Annotated in this window: 11 protein-coding genes; 6 read left to right on the forward strand and 5 right to left on the reverse strand. The window is 40.2% G+C overall.

What is annotated here, in order from left to right; translation table 11 throughout:
* Nucleotides 1-146: 146 nt before the first annotated feature.
* From bcsE to C9J47_RS11370, 5 genes are all read left to right on the forward strand, one after another.
* A complete protein-coding gene (gene bcsE / locus C9J47_RS11350) occupies nucleotides 147-1,739 on the forward strand; it encodes a cellulose biosynthesis protein BcsE (protein ID WP_107253638.1) in 1,593 nt (530 codons plus the stop codon).
* Nucleotides 1,739-1,927 carry a hypothetical protein gene (locus C9J47_RS11355; RefSeq protein WP_107253639.1) on the forward strand — a complete coding sequence of 63 codons (189 nt, stop codon included), beginning with the start codon at nucleotides 1,739-1,741 and terminating at the stop codon, nucleotides 1,925-1,927. Before bcsE ends, C9J47_RS11355 begins: the two co-directional genes overlap by 1 nt.
* Entirely contained in the window at nucleotides 1,927-3,564 is a 1,638-nt protein-coding gene (gene bcsG / locus C9J47_RS11360) for a cellulose biosynthesis protein BcsG (RefSeq protein ID WP_107253640.1), read from the forward strand. Before C9J47_RS11355 ends, bcsG begins: the two co-directional genes overlap by 1 nt.
* 330 nt (nucleotides 3,565-3,894) lie before the next feature.
* Entirely contained in the window at nucleotides 3,895-6,066 is a 2,172-nt protein-coding gene (locus C9J47_RS11365) for an LruC domain-containing protein (protein ID WP_107253641.1), read from the forward strand.
* 21 nt (nucleotides 6,067-6,087) lie between these two features.
* Nucleotides 6,088-6,546 carry a hypothetical protein gene (locus C9J47_RS11370; protein ID WP_107253642.1) on the forward strand — a complete coding sequence of 153 codons (459 nt, stop codon included), beginning with the start codon at nucleotides 6,088-6,090 and terminating at the stop codon, nucleotides 6,544-6,546.
* Between the two features lie 106 nt (nucleotides 6,547-6,652).
* Here C9J47_RS11370 and C9J47_RS11375 read toward each other — a convergent pair whose 3' ends face one another.
* Nucleotides 6,653-9,037, reverse strand: a complete 2,385-nt coding sequence (locus tag C9J47_RS11375) for a helicase-related protein (protein ID WP_107253643.1) — start codon at nucleotides 9,035-9,037, stop codon at nucleotides 6,653-6,655.
* A gap of 422 nt (nucleotides 9,038-9,459) precedes the next feature.
* Between C9J47_RS11375 and C9J47_RS11380 the strand changes: the two genes are divergently transcribed.
* Nucleotides 9,460-9,993, forward strand: coding sequence for an NADPH-dependent FMN reductase (locus C9J47_RS11380; RefSeq protein ID WP_107253644.1), 534 nt, complete (start codon nucleotides 9,460-9,462; stop codon nucleotides 9,991-9,993).
* Between the two features lie 77 nt (nucleotides 9,994-10,070).
* Here C9J47_RS11380 and C9J47_RS11385 read toward each other — a convergent pair whose 3' ends face one another.
* The 4 genes from C9J47_RS11385 to C9J47_RS11400 form a co-directional block, all read right to left on the reverse strand.
* Nucleotides 10,071-11,483 (reverse strand): NCS2 family permease, encoded by a 1,413-nt coding sequence (locus C9J47_RS11385; protein WP_107253645.1) that lies wholly within the window; start codon nucleotides 11,481-11,483, stop codon nucleotides 10,071-10,073.
* A 235-nt stretch (nucleotides 11,484-11,718) separates the two neighbouring features.
* Nucleotides 11,719-13,035, reverse strand: coding sequence for a guanine deaminase (guaD, locus tag C9J47_RS11390; RefSeq protein WP_006231721.1), 1,317 nt, complete (start codon nucleotides 13,033-13,035; stop codon nucleotides 11,719-11,721).
* A gap of 217 nt (nucleotides 13,036-13,252) precedes the next feature.
* The gene (locus C9J47_RS11395; protein ID WP_107253646.1) at nucleotides 13,253-14,668 is read right to left on the reverse strand and encodes a solute carrier family 23 protein; all 1,416 of its coding nucleotides are present in this window, start codon (nucleotides 14,666-14,668) and stop codon (nucleotides 13,253-13,255) included.
* A gap of 261 nt (nucleotides 14,669-14,929) precedes the next feature.
* Complete coding sequence (locus C9J47_RS11400; protein WP_107253647.1) at nucleotides 14,930-17,800, reverse strand: molybdopterin-dependent oxidoreductase Mo/Fe-S-binding subunit; 2,871 nt, start codon at nucleotides 17,798-17,800, stop codon at nucleotides 14,930-14,932.
* Between the last annotated feature and the right edge of the window lies 1 nt (nucleotide 17,801).

Consider the following 17,801-nt stretch of genomic DNA (forward strand, 5'->3'; position numbering starts at 1 on the left):
CAAATGCTTTTACTATTACATTCAATTTGTTAGCAATAATATTGGATTTTTAAAAACCAACACGTTAGTATTATTACAAGTTCGATATATAACTAATAACCCTTCTTAATGACATCGCATTCTGTAAACTCATTTAAGGTCATATTATGTCAGGAATACTAAATCTAGATTTAGATGCAGCTTCATTTGATTGTACCTGTCAGTATATAAACCTGTTTAATACAAAAAAATCGAGTTTTAAGTACATTAATCGACTCATAGTAGATGTAAAGTTGGTATCTCTTATTTCCTTATCAAATATAGATGATTATTTTTCTGGTTTTGATGCTAATGAAAGGCAAGAAAGCTACGATAATATGAATGTAAACTGCCAAAAAAAGTTTTTCCTTGGTTCCAAGTTTACAAATAAAACTATCAATTTAAAAAATGTCGTCAATGATCTCATTAAAATGCAGTTCCGTACCGATTCTATCTTAATAATTTCAATACCTGATAAAATCTTTGATCAATGTAATAATAACGATGTAACGTATTTCTTCAGAAAAACAAAAATATGGGCTATAGATCAAAAAATAGCCATTAATTTTATAATAATTGGCGCTACCGTAACATCTGTCATCAAGCCTCAACTTGCTTTACTTAATCGCTATATATCTGGACTAGCTACATTGCAACACGTTGATGGAACTCACTCTAATTACCATGTGATTTTTTGGGGTAGTCATCATGGCGTAATAAGTAATGTTGAATTCAATCTCAATACAAATGACCGAAATCAATATTATGTTAGCTCTCGCGAAAACGACAGTAATTACCATTCGAGGCTAAAATTCACAGACGATGAGCGGGTATATGCGCCAATGACTGCCATCGGTGATGGCATACAAGTACCTGGTAAAGTCATTATTAGCAATACTAATACTGAACTTTTCAACATACTAGAGACTATACATATACAAGCTTCCACCGTAATTCTAAGTTGTTATGATACGCATGAAGTCAAACAACTTGCACTCGATAGCTTTCATCTAAGACGCAAAGCAGGCAGCGCTGTTAAAATCATTGTAAGAGAAATGGCTCAATGTCTACGGTATTCTGACGAGAAATTTCTGATGAAGGCTGGGATAAACCTTATTACTCCTTATAATATGTCTTACGCCAAATTTCTTAGTTTAATTGAAGCTATTCAAGGGCAAATTTTTACTCGTCAGATACCAGATTCAATTGAATCCTTACTAAAATTTGATAGAGAATATGGCTACAAGGGCTACCTTTCTAATAAAAACTTCGTTTCTTACTGCTCTAAACTGATTGAAGTATCAGAGCAAACACAGCTACATTTCTCTTTGATAAAATTGAACCTTTTACCCGGAATGAGCGCAGAAGAATGTTTACGTTTATGCCATATTCGTCGCGATGGCGATATTGCAACTGCGTGTAATCATGCGATATATATATTATTCAGCGCAGTACGTATGAATGACGCTCAGATCGCCCTCAATAACATTTTTGACATCCCAGTCAGCGATCTCTTTCACTCCCATATTATCATTGAAGATAATTATGATTTTGAGTTGGAATTAAAGAATATTATTAAGCATGCCGTCGATATACCTTCTGATGCTATAACGATTTCAACGGAACAACATATTTCATCTATAAACAAAGAACATATAAGACCTGAATCAGCCATTACACAATTTGCGATAAACAAACCGCTGAAAGTAAGGTGCAAATAATGAATGTTAGCAATTTCATATTAACAGTCGTTGCTAGTCTCTCTATTGGTATTATCATTGGTTACCTACTGCGAGATATCTTTTCAGGTTTAAAGAAGTTCTACCGTCATCGTATTCAAAAACCAACATACTTTGAAGAGCGCATGAAAAAGGCTCAACCGTCAAACAAAAAGAATGAATATAAATAATGAATAGCCAAACATCGGAACCCAAAAACATTCTTAACGGTTTAGGCTGGTGGAATGTTTACTTTATTATAAAAATAGCCTTATTCTTAAAAGGTGATATCAGCTTTCATACGATTGAAAATTTCGCCTTTATCAGCTTTTTATTATTACCCATATCGTTTAAATGGCTAAAAATTACTCGAGCTTTTATCTCTATTCCAATTGGTTTATGGTTATTGCATTTTGACTCCTATTTACCACCACTTGACAGGCTGTGGTCTCAAATAGGACAGCTTATGCAATTTGAGCTGAGCTATCTAATAGAACTCGCGGGGCGATTTATCTCACTAACAACGTTATTAACTATTTTCACGTTGTCTGCTGCTTACTATTTACTGAATAAATATCTTCGAGTAACAGTACTGGTTTTAATCGCTCTCATTTACATCAGTATTCCCCAATCAATTATCACAACGCCAAACATTGAAAATACCCCATCATTATTAGCACAACAGCAAACAACAGACCAAAACGTAAAAGAAAAACAACCGTTACAGATTTCAGAAATTAACGATGATGTACTCAATAATTTTAAAAAAAACTTCTTCTCTGAAGAAGCAAAACGCGTCACGAACTTCGACAACAACACTAAATCAGATGCCCCATTCGACCTTCTTTTCTTAAGTATCTGCTCTGTTGCCTGGGATGATATTAAACTTGTAGGCTTGCAGAATCACCCGCTTTTTGATGATTTTGACATCATGTTTGATAATTTCAACTCTGCTACATCTTATAGTGGACCAGCGGTAATCCGCCTTTTACGGGCAAACTGTGGGCAAGAAGAACATAGCCAGTTATTTGACGATGCAGCATCTAATCAATGCTATTTATTTGAAAATTTAGCAGATCTTGGATTCCAAGAAAACTTATTAATGAACCATGATGGTGTTTTCGATAGCTTCTTAAGCCTTATTAAAAAAGATGGAAAGATTGAAACAAACTTAATGCCGCAAGAAGGGTTAACCCCTTATCAAAAAGGTTTTGATGGCGCATCTATCTTTAGAGATAAAGATATTTTAGACCGTTGGTGGCAAGAACGTATAAAAAATGGCAATGGTAAAGTCGTGGCTCTATACAATACGATTTCACTTCATGATGGCAACCGTATTATTAACAATAATGCATCAACGAGTCTAATCAGCTATAAACGTCGATTAAACAATTTACTCGACGATTTGTATTCCTTCTTTAATGAACTAAAAGTATCTGAACGTAATATTGTGGTTGTGCTGGTGCCTGAACATGGTGCTGGAATGCGCGGTGATAAAATGCAAATTTCTGGAATGCGTGAAATCCCAGCACCATCAATAACCCATGTACCAGTCGGTTTAAAAGTGTTTGGCAAGAATATTGAGCGAACAGGAAAAACTGTACATATTACAGCACCATCAAGTTACTTAGCTGTTTCTTCTTTAATATCAAATATCTTAGACCAAAATATTTATGAATTAGCCACCTTTGATCCAGAAAAACTTGTTATCAATTTACCCGAAACATCTGTTGTAGCAGAGAACTCAGGAACAACAGTTATGGATATAAACAATAAACGTTATATTTCACTAGATGGTAACACTTGGAGTGAATACCCAACGAATTAAGATTCCACTAAGAATAGTGAAATTATTTACGCTCTAGATTAATAACTAGAGCGTAAATTACATTGCCATATATATAGCTATAAGAATAAACATAGAAGTTCTACTCGTTGTCTAAAAACACCCCTCCCTTGTCTAAATTATATTTTTTTAATCATTATCATTTTGCGAATAAAGGCTCCATATTGGCAATCTTATTATTAATATGATGAGACTCTTACACAACCACCTGTTTTCCCGATAAATTCAAATAAAAATATCAGTTCAAAAACTGGTATACATATTGATGCTTCTCGTATGAACTCGACTTTAAATAATTTAGAAGGCATAAATATGAAATGTCTGAAGCGAACAACTTTACTTATTGCATTATGCTCTGCTTCTATTGATGTTTATGGTGCTCATCCATTTGATGATTGCCCGACAGAGGCAATGTTGTTTCAAGGAAGCCCATCAACTGTTTATGAAGTTGACCTTTCCTCAGGGGCATATCGAGTTGCAAATGATCAAAATACCGGCGCTACAGGCGTTATCAATGCGGTAGGTTTCAATGAAACAGATCGCTATATTTATGGCTGGAACAAAGGTGATTCAACGGTTACGCGTATCAATCAGCTTTACCTTATTGAAAATGTATCCGTTACAGGTTTACCTGCTGATACTAATTTCTTTGTCGGTGATGTATTTGATGATGCTTTGTACTTCTATCTTAGAGGTACTGGTATGTATAAAATCGATCTCAGTACAGGTGATGACAATTTTATTGCTGTAGAAATAATGACGGCTGCTGAAGCGACATTAAATTTAACTGACTTTGCATTCTACCCTGAAACTGGCGAACTATTTGCGGTGGAAAACAGTGCTAACGACCTATATAAATTCAGTTTCGATGGGTCAGGCAACGCCAGTTTTGCGGTTGTTGGTTCGACAGGGTTAACAGGGTCTACGACGTTTGGTGCACAATATTTTGACGTGAATGGCTTCATGTACATCAGCAATAATGTAGATGGGAATATTTACCGGATAGATTTGCGTGATATTACAGGAACGATTGATGCTACAGCCGAATTTTTTGCGAGTGGACCACTTTCTGGACAAAATGATGGTGCTCGATGTGCAAGCGCCCCTGTTATCGCAACAAATACTGATTTTGGCGATGCACCCGAAAGTTATAAAACCAGCATACTAACCAACGGACCTCGCCACTTTATAGGGCCTAACTTTTTCTTTGGCTCACTCATTGATGATGAAGGCGACTCAGCTGTTTTATCAGGCTCTTCTGACGATGCTACAAGCTCTGACGATGAAGACGGCATTGTATTTATTAACGATTTAAAACAAGGCTCAGACACCCGCATTCAAGTCACTATTGGCGGAGGTGCAAATACTTATGTAAGCGCTTGGTTTGATTGGAATGATGATGGTGATTTTGCCGATGAAGGTGAACAAGCTATTACTGACCAATTATTACCACCAGGGGTGAATATTCTTAAATTGCGTGTACCAGAAACCGCAACTCCCGCAACAACTTGGGCACGATTTAGAGGGGCAAGAAATACAGGTATCACATATTTTGGGGGTGTAACAGACGGGGAAGTCGAAGATTACAGCGTTACGATTAACGAACAAAACCTTACCCATAATTACTATCCAGGGGAAGGTACATGGGTAACCTTAGCCTACGAAGATAATTGGCCAGAAAAAGATGACTTCGATTTTAACGATGTTGTAATGTTTTACCGTGTTGATACTGTCACAGATACAAATACAGGGAATATTGTTCGCTATGATATCTCTGGCAGCTTACAAGCATACGGCGCTGATTTCATCAACGGCTTTGCCGTACAACTCGATGGTATAGCAAGATCATCTATCGACGAAGATTTAACAAAGCTCGTAGTGAATAATCAAACTAAACACGAAGCAACAGTACTAGAGGCTGGTACTACGAATGCCGTCGCGGTTATTTCTACCAATTTAAAAGCTGAAATTACAGATCCTGTTTGTTCAGGTAGTGAAGGAAACTATTACCGAGTCTGGCAAGGGTGTTCAAGCGATAGCGCTAACCAATTTGTCTTCGAAGCAAGTATTCCATTCAGTACACCACTTGCTGCAGGTACAGGACCCAGTATGCCACTTAACCCATTCATATGTGGGTTAGAAGGTCGCTATCATGGTGATTCATTTGGCGGTAACCCTGGTCGATCTCTCGAGATACATTTAAAAGGTGATGACATTACATCGGTTGCATCTTCAAGCTTTTTCTCTACCAATGATGATACGTCTACATATACAAATTGCCCGGGCGAAGATTGCGATACTTACCACACCGATAACGGAATTTCATTTGGTTTACTTATTGATGGCGAGTGGAACCACCCAAGTGAAAGAACCGATATTTTAGCTGCATATCCAGATTTAGAAGGGTACGCGACCTCTGGCGGTGCAACGAATACTGATTGGTACCTACGTAGTAATGCTGTTATTAATCAATTATTTGAATAAAACACGACAAAGGATTCCAATATGAAAAATTTATTCTTAATCATACCTGTCGTCTTTTTATTAATAGGCTGCGGTGGCGGTGGCGGAGATGATGCATCGACCAGTAATCCTGATTCTCCTGCCGATAGTGCAGCGGTAAACGATGAGTCTTCAGCAAAATTTGAATCATTAGTCGTACCAGACGGCTTCAATTTTAAAAGCTCTTATCCTGTAAGCATTATTATTGACCTTAATGAAACAGAAACCATGTTTTTGAGTATCTATGGGAGATATTCGATCGATGCGACAGGCACGCCAGTACCTGATGCAAACAGCCGAATTATTGCTGGTGAAATTAAAAATGGTAATTTCAAAGGTACAATAACTGCCACATCCCAATTAAAAAGTTTATTAATTGAAGCGTGGTATGTAGACAGCACACAAGAACCTTTTAGAGAAACCGTTAGCCTACCCGCGGAACAGGTAAATATTACGAATTGAAATTATAATACAAACATCCTCAATACGATCAAGCAGCCAGAAACTGGCTGCTTTCATTTCAAGGCTTAATACTATTGTTTACAGTCTCCAATCATTACAATCGTGATTATTTAATATCTACCGTTCTGCTTGCTTTTCGGTATTGTATCTTCCACCCTTGCCAACGAGGCAACTCCCACCGTTTAGGATCTGTTTTTCGGTTACCTTTAATATAAGTAGCAACGACCGCTTTTCGATGAATACCGTATTCAATATTCATCACTAAATCATTTAATTGCACTCGATGTGGATACTCGGTATCAAAATCTTCCCTTTCCCATTCTGGGATGCCCTCAAAATGAAAGTCGTCCATAGAGAATAATTCCAGATCATCTGACGACTCAATCCCAAGGTCTTCAATTTGAATAGATAGCCACTTAACAACATCGATAGATTCGGGCTTTATGTTGGTGCTGTAGAGCGAGGCATCATATCGTCCCAAAGCTAAATATAAATTCCATTGCTGGATATCAGCACTGATCTTTTCTGCTAGGCCTGAAAGCATATATCCTTGGAGAATCAAATCGACTAATGTCTCTTTAGCCACACTTCCTTTAGGTTTTTGCCATTGTCGTTGAATAACCCGCCCAGCATAACGACGTTCAATTTCAACTCGACATTCACCCTCTACAATTTCGCTTTTTCCTGCTACCTGCTCACCCAAATCTAACGCAATCAGCTGTTCCAGGCTTATTGGCGTCATACAGGTTGCCAACGCTAATGTTTGTTTACTGCCACGACCAGGCATTGCATATTGATCAAAAACGATAGCGGCTTCATCATCGTCTGAAAAGCGACTTTCACGGCCAATACTCACCTCACTATAGCCATTACCTAACGCCTGCTTACGTTTTTCTCGGCGCACAAACACTAATTCAGGTGCTGCTTCAATAACTGCATTTAACCATTGTTCACGTTTAATTGATGTCGCAACTTCCAGCATCGGTAATTCCAATGCTTCACGAATTTGGCTCGATAACTGACGCGCATCTTGAAGCACTTGCTTATCAATATTAAGGGATTCAGGTGCATCTTCACGTAATATTTTAATCAGTGTTGTCGCGTCACAGTGCTGAGGTTGCCATTGCACTAACTCTTCTCTGCCCTCTTCGCTTTTAGGAAACTGCCATAAACGCTGAGGTACAGACAACGCAGCAGACAAATCGACCATCGCTTCTTGGCTGGCTTTATTGGGCATAACAGTGATTAAGTGCGCAAAAAGCGTGTCAATCGGTAGCGGAAATAACAGCCGTCCATGTGCGGTGACTCGCCCATTTTGATCAATCGCTCTCATATTGTGTAATCGAACAATCGCTTGCTGAGTCGTTTTCTCTGGAAGACTATCAACAAATGCCAACTCATTAAATTGATAGCCACAACACGCAGCGGCCAGCATCGGTTCGACCAGCTCTTCTCGATGTAATTCGGGTGGTGTTAAATATTCTAATGGCGCAGCTTTTCCGTATAACCGAACGCATATTCCTTCACTCACTCGACCAGCTCTACCTTTTCTCTGTTCAGAGCTGGCGTTCGAAATAGCATGTAAACCTAATACAGTACGGCCATTTCGCTGATGTGTTCTTCGCTCTAGTCCACTATCAATAATTAAAGTAACACCGGGAATCGTTAACGAGGTTTCAGCCACATTGGTTGCAACAATTACCCGCTGTTTGTCACTTTTAGTTAATGCGCGATAGCGTTCATCATCAGATACTGAGGCATGTAATGGGATTACATCGATTAAACCTAAGTTGATTTGCTCTTTAAAATGTTGTGTTAATGTCGATACACATTGGCTAATTTCTTTACGACCAGGTAGGAAAATTAAAATATCATCTTGTTCACGATAATATTGTTCAACCACCTCTTTTACCTTTCGTTCAATACCACGGACATCAGGCATATCGCGGCTATCATTTGCTTTGTAAACAACCTCTACGTTATAGGTTCTGCCTGTTGCTTTAAGATGCTGCGCACCAAGATAGTCAGCCAAACGTTGGCTATCCATCGTCGCTGATGTTGCAATCAATTGGTGCGCATTTTCTTTTTTCAGTAACGCCAACAATAAATCTGTATCCCACCTGCGCTCATGAAATTCATCAATCATTATGGTAGTAAAAGACTGCAATTTGTCTTCTATCATCCAGCGTAAAGCAACACCGGGAGTAACGAAAATAACTTGAGTATTGTCATTAAAGCGATTATCAAAACGGATGGCATAACCAATTCGCTTACCTAACGTTTCACCATTACTAGAAGCAACATATTCAGCCAACGCGGTACACGCTACTCGACGAGGTTCAACCACTAAAACACGTCCAGATTCTGCTGCCCATAAAGGTAATCTGGTGGATTTACCAGAACCAGTTTCAGCTTCAATAACGAGATGAGATGTTTGTAAAGCTTTCAGAAAATCGAGCTTTAGCGAATCAATGGGTAATAGGTTTTGCATAGTATTCTGTAATCTATGAACAATATCTTGCCGCTATGATCGCAAGTATTTTATTGGCTGTCATATTTATATTGAATTAGCGTTGCAGAAAAAAGGCAGCTACATTCACTACTTCGTAACCATAAATCAAACAGCCCCTTCTTTAGGGGCTGTAATGTGTCTCACCGAAAAAATAAAAGAGGTCACTTCTGCGATCTTTTGTCTAACTCAGGTCGATCCCATTCTCATTTAGAGCTAGAACTCATTCACTGACTGTTAAGGCTGATTTGTAATACCTGTGCTAATGTGATTACAGGTGGTGTTCCTCAGAGTTGACGGTTAGAAGAGTTGCTAGTCATAATGTTAAAACTAGTGTCTTGATAAATAACATACTCCCACGACTCCTATTTTGCGACTAAGTAATAACTATTAGGAAAATAATCATGAAAATTATTGCCTTTGCTGCTAGCAATCACAAGAAGTCAATCAATAAACAATTGATTGGGTATGCTAGTCAGTTATTAAATAAAGTTGATGTTGAAATTTTAGATTTAAATAATTATGAATTGCCTTTATATAGTCAAGATAAAGAAGAAGAATTGGGGCATCCAAAATTAGCCAAAGATTTTTTAGCAAAAATAGAGGGATGTGACGGAATTATCATTTCATTTGCAGAGCATAATGGTTCGTATTCAGTCGCATACAAAAACATATTTGATTGGTGCTCTCGTATTGAGCCTAAGGTTTTTCAAAACAAGCCAATGGTTCTGTTTTCCACTTCACCAGGTTCTTTGGGGGGGGCTAGTGTACTTGCCTCTGCGGTACAATCAGCACCATATTTTGATGGAATAGTTAAAGCTAGTTTATCTATACCTAGTTTTTATGATCATTTTGATACTGAAAAGCAAGTATTAAGGCACGAGGAACTCAATGAGCAATTTAAAGATGCGGTCAGTCACTTAAACCATTTGAATTGAACATAGAAAACAAAAAAAGCCGCGGCATAATATGCAACGGCTTTGATTGTTAATAATACTGTCGGTATAAAGCTATGTTAAATAGCCCAACCTCCAGCGTAGAAAACAACTAATACGATTGCGATAAGTACCGTACCGACATTTAGCTTTTTCCATTCACCAGAGACAACACGACCAATAACCAGCGAGCTAAAGCCAAGCATAATACCTGTAACGATATTACCTGTTAATACGATAAATACTGCGCACATTAAGCCAGATAAGGCATCAACAGAATCACTCATATCTAACTTGCTTACATTACTCAGCATTAATAAACCCACATACATCAATGCAGGGGCTGTTGCGTATGCAGGAACAAGATAACTAACAGGTGACAAGAACAACATCAGTACAAACAACAAGCCAACTACTGTAGCCGTTAATCCTGTTTTACCACCAGCAGCCGTACCAGCAGCAGATTCAATGTATACAGCAGCAGGTGCACCACCCACACAACCAGCAACAATACTACTGACTGAATCTGCCGTTAATGCTTTACCGCCATTGATAATCTGACCGTCTTTATCAAGTAAGTTTGCTTGACCCGCAACAGCTCGAATAGTCCCTGTTGCATCAAAAATTGCGGTCATCACCAAGGCTAGAACACTTGGAATAACGATAGGGTTTAATGCACCCATTATATCCATGGTGCCCAGTAGTGATTCACCTTCAGCGCCAAACGATGGCATAGCAAAAAGCCCTTGATACACAACATTCGGATCAAAAATAATACCGAATACTGAAATCGCTACGATCACTAAAAGAATACCACCCGGTACACGGCGTTTTTCTAGGCCAAATATAGCCGCAAGACCAAACACGGACATAAGCACAGGTAACGAGGTAAATTCACCTAGCATTACCGGTAAACCTTCATACGGATTTTTAACCACTAAACCCACACCATTTGCGGCAATTAGCAGTAAAAACAGACCTATACCAATACCCGTACCGTGTGCGATACCATGTGGTAAGTTCGTTAAAATCCACTGTCTTACCCCCGTTACAGTAATAGCGGTAAACACCACACCCATAAGGAATACTGCACCCAACGCAACAGGAATACTGATGCCCTGCCCTAATACCAAGCTAAATGCTGTAAAAGCAGTTAACGAGATAGCACAGCCGATTGCCATTGGTAGCTTTGCCCATAAGCCCATTAATAATGAGCCAAATGCGGCAACCAAACAGGTCGCAATAAATACTGCACCTTGGTTAAACCCTGCAGCCCCAAGCATGCTCGGCACTACAATAACGGAGTAAACCATCGCTAAAAACGTCGTTAACCCAGCGACCATTTCTGTTTTTACGGTACTACCACGCTCTGTAATATAAAAGTAGCCATCAAGCCCTCCTTTTATTTCAGGTTTTGCTTCTGGGTTTTCCGTTTTGTTAAGATCAGTGTCTTTTGTTGATTGTCCTGTATGTATTGCACTGTGATCAGACATGATGTTAGTTCCTTTGATTTGTCGTCAGGAGCAAAAGCGATAAAAATCGAACCGAGATTCTAGAAACTCACCATTGATATTTCAATGATCAATTCTAGAAACTCAAATTTAGACACCCAGTTCTATAAAATCAGTTGGAGTATCAAAGGTCGATCTTTGTTGTTACCTTTGCAGCCTATAGGTTCGTTGAGCTTCCTCTCAACAATGTTCAATTTTAATTCGGTATCAAACTTAACTAGCCGCGTTCATACACTAAGCGCCCATCAACATAGGTACGATAAATACTGCGATCATCGCCTAATGTCATTAAGACAAATAATTCATCAGCAAGGCTTTTTGAGCTGTCGTAACGTAGCTGTTGTAATGGTGTGGCACAAGGATCGATCACAACAAAGTCAGCTTCTTTTCCTACTTCAAAGTTACCAATTAGGTGATCGAGTGATAACGACTTTGCCCCGCCTAATGTCGCAAGGTAGAACGCTTCAAATGCCGATAAACGGTGTTGTTGCAGCTGCATCACCTTGTAGGCTTCATTCAATGTTTGCATCATATTAAACGTGGTTCCGGCACCAATATCCGTCCCCATTCCCACTTTGATTTTACGCTGCCATGCTTCTTGTAATTTGAATAAGCCACTGCCCAAATACAGATTTGATGTAGGGCAAAAAGCAATAGCAGAATCAGTCTCTTGCAAGCAATCCCACTCTTTATCTTCAAGATGAATACAGTGAGCGAAAACACTTTTTGAACCCGTTAAACCATGATGATGATACACATCGAGGTAACCGTCTTGCTCTGGGTATAATTCTTTTACCCATTCAATTTCATTTTTGTTTTCACACAAATGTGTGTGCACATAAGTATCGGGATATTCTTGTTTCAATTTACCCGCCATCGCAAGTTGTTCTGGCGACGAAGTTGGCGCGAAACGAGGCGTAATGGCGTATAACGAACGACCGCGTTTATGCCACTTTTCAATTAATTCTTTGGTTTGGTTATAACTCGTTTCGGGTGTGTCTAATAGATAATCAGGGGCGTTACGATCCATCATTACTTTACCAGCAATGATCCGCATATTGATGCCTTCAGCCGCTTCAAATAATGCATCAACAGATTCAGGGTGTACCGTACCAAATACCAATGCGGTCGTTGTACCATTGCGTAATAACTGCTTGAGGAAGAACGCCGACATTTCACGTGAATAGTCTTTATCTTTATAACGGGCTTCTGTCGGGAAGGTGTAATTATTTAACCACTCTAAAAGCTGTTCACCGTAAGCCCCCACCATTTCTGCTTGTGGGTAGTGAATATGTGTATCGACAAATCCTGGCATAACAATCTTGCCAGGGTAACTACGAATACGCACTGAATCAGGTATTTTGTCTTTACCCTCTTCCCAGGTTCCCACCCATTCAATTCGACCATTATCAACCAGCATTAATCCGTCTTCGATAAAACGCAGGTGTTGTTCGATATCTTCCGGTTTATCTACGACACACGCTATATCTAAAATAGATGCACGAATCGCTTTAATTGATTGGCTATATTCCATATAAACCTCTAATAGTTGTCTTTGCGCTTTCGTCGTCTTTCAGCTGCTGATAAAAAACGTGTAGGGTTAACCAGCAACGCGACGTAACGCTTTATTTTCAAATCTTCTATTTTTATAAACGGCTGTTTTTATAACAATACTTTTATAGCAATGCTTTTATAAACAGTTGCTCTTATAAAGAATGGCTTTTATAAACAACAGTTTTTATAAACAATGACTATTTCGCACTTTCTAACTGTTCTTTTTGTTCAAGCGCTTCCTCTTCTTTCAGTGCTTTGTCGCAAGCTTCACATTCTTTAATTTGTTCTTTTAATGCTTCACGTTTTTCTTGTGCACTTTCTGCTTCATCTTCACGGTTTATACCTAAGAACGCATTCATACCTAACGCAACTAACGAACCTGTGGTAATACCAGAGCCTAAAATTACGCGGAATGAATCAGGTAAATAAGTAAGCACTTCAGGACGAACAGTTACCGCCATTCCCGATGCAACACCCACAGCAATAATCAGCATGTTTCGCTTGGTAAAACTGATACGAGAAAGAATGCCAATACCCGATGAAATGATCATCGCGAACATGACTAAGCCTGCGCCACCTAATACTGGAGAAGGAATAGTGACAACAATACCGCCTAACTTTGGAAATAAGCCCGCTATCAACATAATGACGCCCGTTACCGCCACAACATGACGACTCGCGACCCCAGTGATAGAAACAATACCAACGTTCTGGCTGAATGATGAGAATGGCGTTGCACCAAACAAAGAGGCTAATGCACTGCCCAAACCGTCACATAAAATTCCTCTAGAAAGCTTTTTACCGGTTAATTTTGTATGGGTAGCGTCACTTAAGGCAAGGAAGTCGCCTGTTGATTCCATAATAGTGACTAAATACGCTATCGACATACCGATAATGCCGCTAACCGTAAACGTTAAGCCAAATGGTAATAACTTCGGTAATGCAAAGAACTCTGCATTCTTCACCGGTGAAAAATCAACGATTCCCATGAAAATAGCAGTGATGTAGCCGACAGCCATACCTATTACAATTGCTGCCGCAGAGATAATACCTTTACCTAATTGGGATAAAACAATCACCACCACTAAGACTAATAAACCCAGCAATAAATTGTTTATCTGACCATATTCTTCTTGCCCCACAAAACCGCCAGCAAACCAATCGACTGAAACGGGTAATATGGTTAAACCAATTAAGACCACTACCGTACCAGATACAACGGGTGGAAATAGCTTTCGAATTTGTGGCATAAATCGGCTGCCTACAATCATGACGACCGAGCCAACAAGGGATGCACCAAAAATACCGGCGATACCTGCATCTAATCCGACAGAAATCGAAATAGCCACAAAAGTAAAACTTGTGCCCATGACGACAGGTAAACGAATACCAACAGGACCAATACCTTTGCACTGAATAATGGTAACGACACCCGATACCATCAATGCAGCATTAACCAAAGTGACCATTTGATCTGTCGGTAAACCTATGGCACTTCCAACGACAAGTGGTACTGCAATAATTGCTCCCATCGCCGCAAGCATATGTTGTAACGCCAATAAAATTGACGCTCCGACTGGTGGTTTGTCTTCTACGTTATAAAACAGTTTCATCTCAATACCATCCGTTAATGACTTCCCTGAACGAGTATGGAATCGATAACCTAACCAGAATGACACCAAGGGCCTTACACTTAGCGTGACTATCACGATTGCTGTTACTAACCGCTAATCACAAGTGTTGCCTTACCCCAATAATTGCGATCAAATAATTTCGTAATCACTTAATCTATTGGCCAAGCTATGACAGCTCACTCGTAAACTAAAAAAGTGGTCATTTCCCCATCCCCAGAAAAATGACCACTTCAATATTACTTAGAGCTTATTCAAACCTTTTAGCACTTTCTCTGGCGTGAAGTGCCAGTCTCTTAACCACACACCACAAGCATCATGTATTGCCGATGCAATGGCTGGTGCTGCACCATTTACCCCAATCTCCGAGATTGATTTCGCACCATAAGGCCCAACAGGATCATCACTTGGTACAAGTACCGCTTTGAATTCTGTTGGAATATCACCAATCATTGGTGCGCCATAGCTTTTTAAGTCACGGGTTAGCGGAATGCCGTTATCATCATAGACAAGTTCTTCCGTCATACTGTGCCCGATAGCGCGCATGCTGGCGCCGTAAATTTGTCCCAATGCTAAATCAGGATTTACGGGCGTACCGCAATCTAATAAAGCATGGAATTTATCGAGCTTAATTTCACCAGTTCGGGTATTAACCGAGACTTCCGCAAAGTTTGCACCGTACGGGAAAGCAAATTCAGACGTTGTAAAACAACCCGTTGCTAATAGCTGTCCCCATCCTGTGCCACTTTCTGCTTTATGGGCAATGTCGAAGAAGCTGACTTCACCGGTTTTACCTTTCACTAAGCCCGGAGCTACAACATCTACATCTTCCACTGGCTCTGCCAGCATTTCAGCACCACATTTTAAGATTTTCTCTCTCATCGCTTCTGCTGCACGTTTTGCCGCGTTACCGGAGAAACAGGTTCCCGATGATGCATACGCACCTTTATCAAATGGGGCATGATCAGTATCGCCAGAATGAATCGTGATGTCATCCATAGGGCAACGTAACACTTCAGCAGTCAGCTTACTGACAACAGTATCGAGACCAGTGCCAATATCGGCGCCACCAGAGTGAACAATAAAGGTGCCATCAGATGCCATCTTAATGCTGCAGTTTGCTTGGTCGATATCGGGAATACCGGATTTTTGCTGGATAATCGCAGCCCCACGGCCGACTTTCCAATCACCTTTCGCTGGTTTGGCTGAATCCCACTCGATCAACTTTCGACCTTCACGTAAGATTTCTTTCAAGGCACAGCTATGTACTTTCGGGGCACTCGTTGGCATTTTACCTTCGCCAATCGCCGCCAATATTTTTAGCTCTTGCCCTTCGACTACACGGTTTTTCTCAATCATGTCTAAATGATCGATACCCAGTTCTTCGGCTAATTCTGCCATAGCCATCGTTAATGCAAAGTTACCTTTTGGTGCGCCATAACCTTGATAAGCACCCGTTGGACAAATATTGGAATAGTACGTTGTCACACGGAAATCGACATTATCACAAGGATACAGAGGCAAAGATAACGCCGGACCATTGCTCGGCACGGTTAAAGCGTGGTTACCATAAGGCCCCGTATTTGCACGGAATTCCATATCAATTGCGGTCAATTTACCGTCTTTCGTTGCGCCTAATTTAACGGTTACTTTGGCTACGTGGCGGGTAGAGTTACAAATAAACTCTTCTTCACGAGTATGATGGAAATACACTGGACGACCGGTTGTCCAAGTTGCCCATGCACACACATCTTCTAACAAGATATCTTGCTTAGAGCCATAGCCACCACCCACACGTTCTTTAACGATGTGTACTTTATTTTGCTTAATGCCCAAGATTTTTGCGACCTGACGACGCACATGCCATGGCACTTGCGTGGAATCATGCATAACGAGGCGCTCGCCATCCATGTAGCTATAACAAATATGGGTTTCTACAGGTAACTGCTGAACCTGTTTTGATTCATAAGTACGCTCGATGATCACATCAGCTTCTTCAAAGCCTTTGTTCAAATCACCAATATGCCCACGTACGCTGGCTGCAATATTTTTACGCGGGAAACAGCCTATCGGGAAGTTAACAATCAGCTTACCTTCACGAGGATCTGCGTTGGCATTTTGAGCCTCTAAATCATCAGGGGCACCGACGCCATATTCAATCGGTTCATTGTGAATAATCGGCGCTTCTGCTGCCCTTGCTTCATCAATGCTCATAACTGGTTTTAGAACATCAAACTCAACATCAATCAGTGTTAATGCATGCTCGGCAATTGCAGGGCTTTCAGCCACAACAGCGGCAACCCTATCACCGACATGACGCATTTTCTGACCAAACATACGACGATCAAGTGGTGACGGCTCAGGTGCACTTTGTCCACCCGGAGTATAAGGAATATCTGGACAATTTAAATGAGTAATAACCGATACCACACCCGGTAATGCTTCGGCTTTACTGACATCTAAATGAGTGATCCACGCGTGCGGATGCGGGCTACGTAATACTTTAACAACACATGCATTAGCCGGAATACGATCTTCTACATAGCAGGGTTTAGCTTGCACCATTTTAGCCGAATCAATCTTAGGGCAATTTTTACCAACAATGGTTAGATCATCACGAAATTCTGGTGCAAAACTCTGATTATGCTCAGGATCTTTCAAGCGTTTCACCGCTAATTCAACCACTTCGTAAAACTGCTGATAACCTGCATCTCGGCTGAATAAACCTGACAATGCATCGTCAATTTCTGCACGGTTTGGTTGGGTATTCGTTTCAAGCAATTGCGTAAGGATCAATGCCAACGCAGGATCGTTATACCCCGATTGCACTACGCCTACATCAATCATGGCTTGTTGCACTAGGCTTAATTGGTTCCACTGTCCTAGCGATTCTGCTGTTTGTACTTCTTTGCCTTCAAGCTGTGCTGCTACTAATAGCGAAGCATTCTTTAACACCCCATCGAGCAAAATAACGTCTGAGCCAGCAAAACCAAAACCATCATCACTATTACGCACAGAGTGATAGCCCATGCCGTGTAATAGCGTTTGTACGTTTTCACCCAATTTACATTCTAGCGTTTGCGGTCGACCATTTAAGGTAAATGTAATCGTCATG

This window comes from Photobacterium indicum, assembly GCF_003026215.1.
Lineage (GTDB): Bacteria > Pseudomonadota > Gammaproteobacteria > Enterobacterales > Vibrionaceae > Photobacterium > Photobacterium indicum.

Bases quoted from the DNA above. Each gene is read 5' to 3' on its own strand.
- C9J47_RS11395 (WP_107253646.1), bottom strand. From the start codon at position 14,668: ATGAAACTGTTTTATAACGTAGAAGACAAACCACCAGTCGGAGCGTCA.
- C9J47_RS11400 (WP_107253647.1), bottom strand. From the start codon at position 17,800: ATGACGATTACATTTACCTTAAATGGTCGACCGCAAACGCTAGAATGT.
- guaD (WP_006231721.1), bottom strand. From the start codon at position 13,035: ATGGAATATAGCCAATCAATTAAAGCGATTCGTGCATCTATTTTAGAT.
- C9J47_RS11365 (WP_107253641.1), top strand. From the start codon at position 3,895: ATGAAATGTCTGAAGCGAACAACTTTACTTATTGCATTATGCTCTGCT.
- C9J47_RS11380 (WP_107253644.1), top strand. From the start codon at position 9,460: ATGAAAATTATTGCCTTTGCTGCTAGCAATCACAAGAAGTCAATCAAT.
- bcsG (WP_107253640.1), top strand. From the start codon at position 1,927: ATGAATAGCCAAACATCGGAACCCAAAAACATTCTTAACGGTTTAGGC.
- C9J47_RS11355 (WP_107253639.1), top strand. From the start codon at position 1,739: ATGAATGTTAGCAATTTCATATTAACAGTCGTTGCTAGTCTCTCTATT.
- C9J47_RS11370 (WP_107253642.1), top strand. From the start codon at position 6,088: ATGAAAAATTTATTCTTAATCATACCTGTCGTCTTTTTATTAATAGGC.
- bcsE (WP_107253638.1), top strand. From the start codon at position 147: ATGTCAGGAATACTAAATCTAGATTTAGATGCAGCTTCATTTGATTGT.
- C9J47_RS11375 (WP_107253643.1), bottom strand. From the start codon at position 9,037: ATGCAAAACCTATTACCCATTGATTCGCTAAAGCTCGATTTTCTGAAA.
- C9J47_RS11385 (WP_107253645.1), bottom strand. From the start codon at position 11,483: ATGTCTGATCACAGTGCAATACATACAGGACAATCAACAAAAGACACT.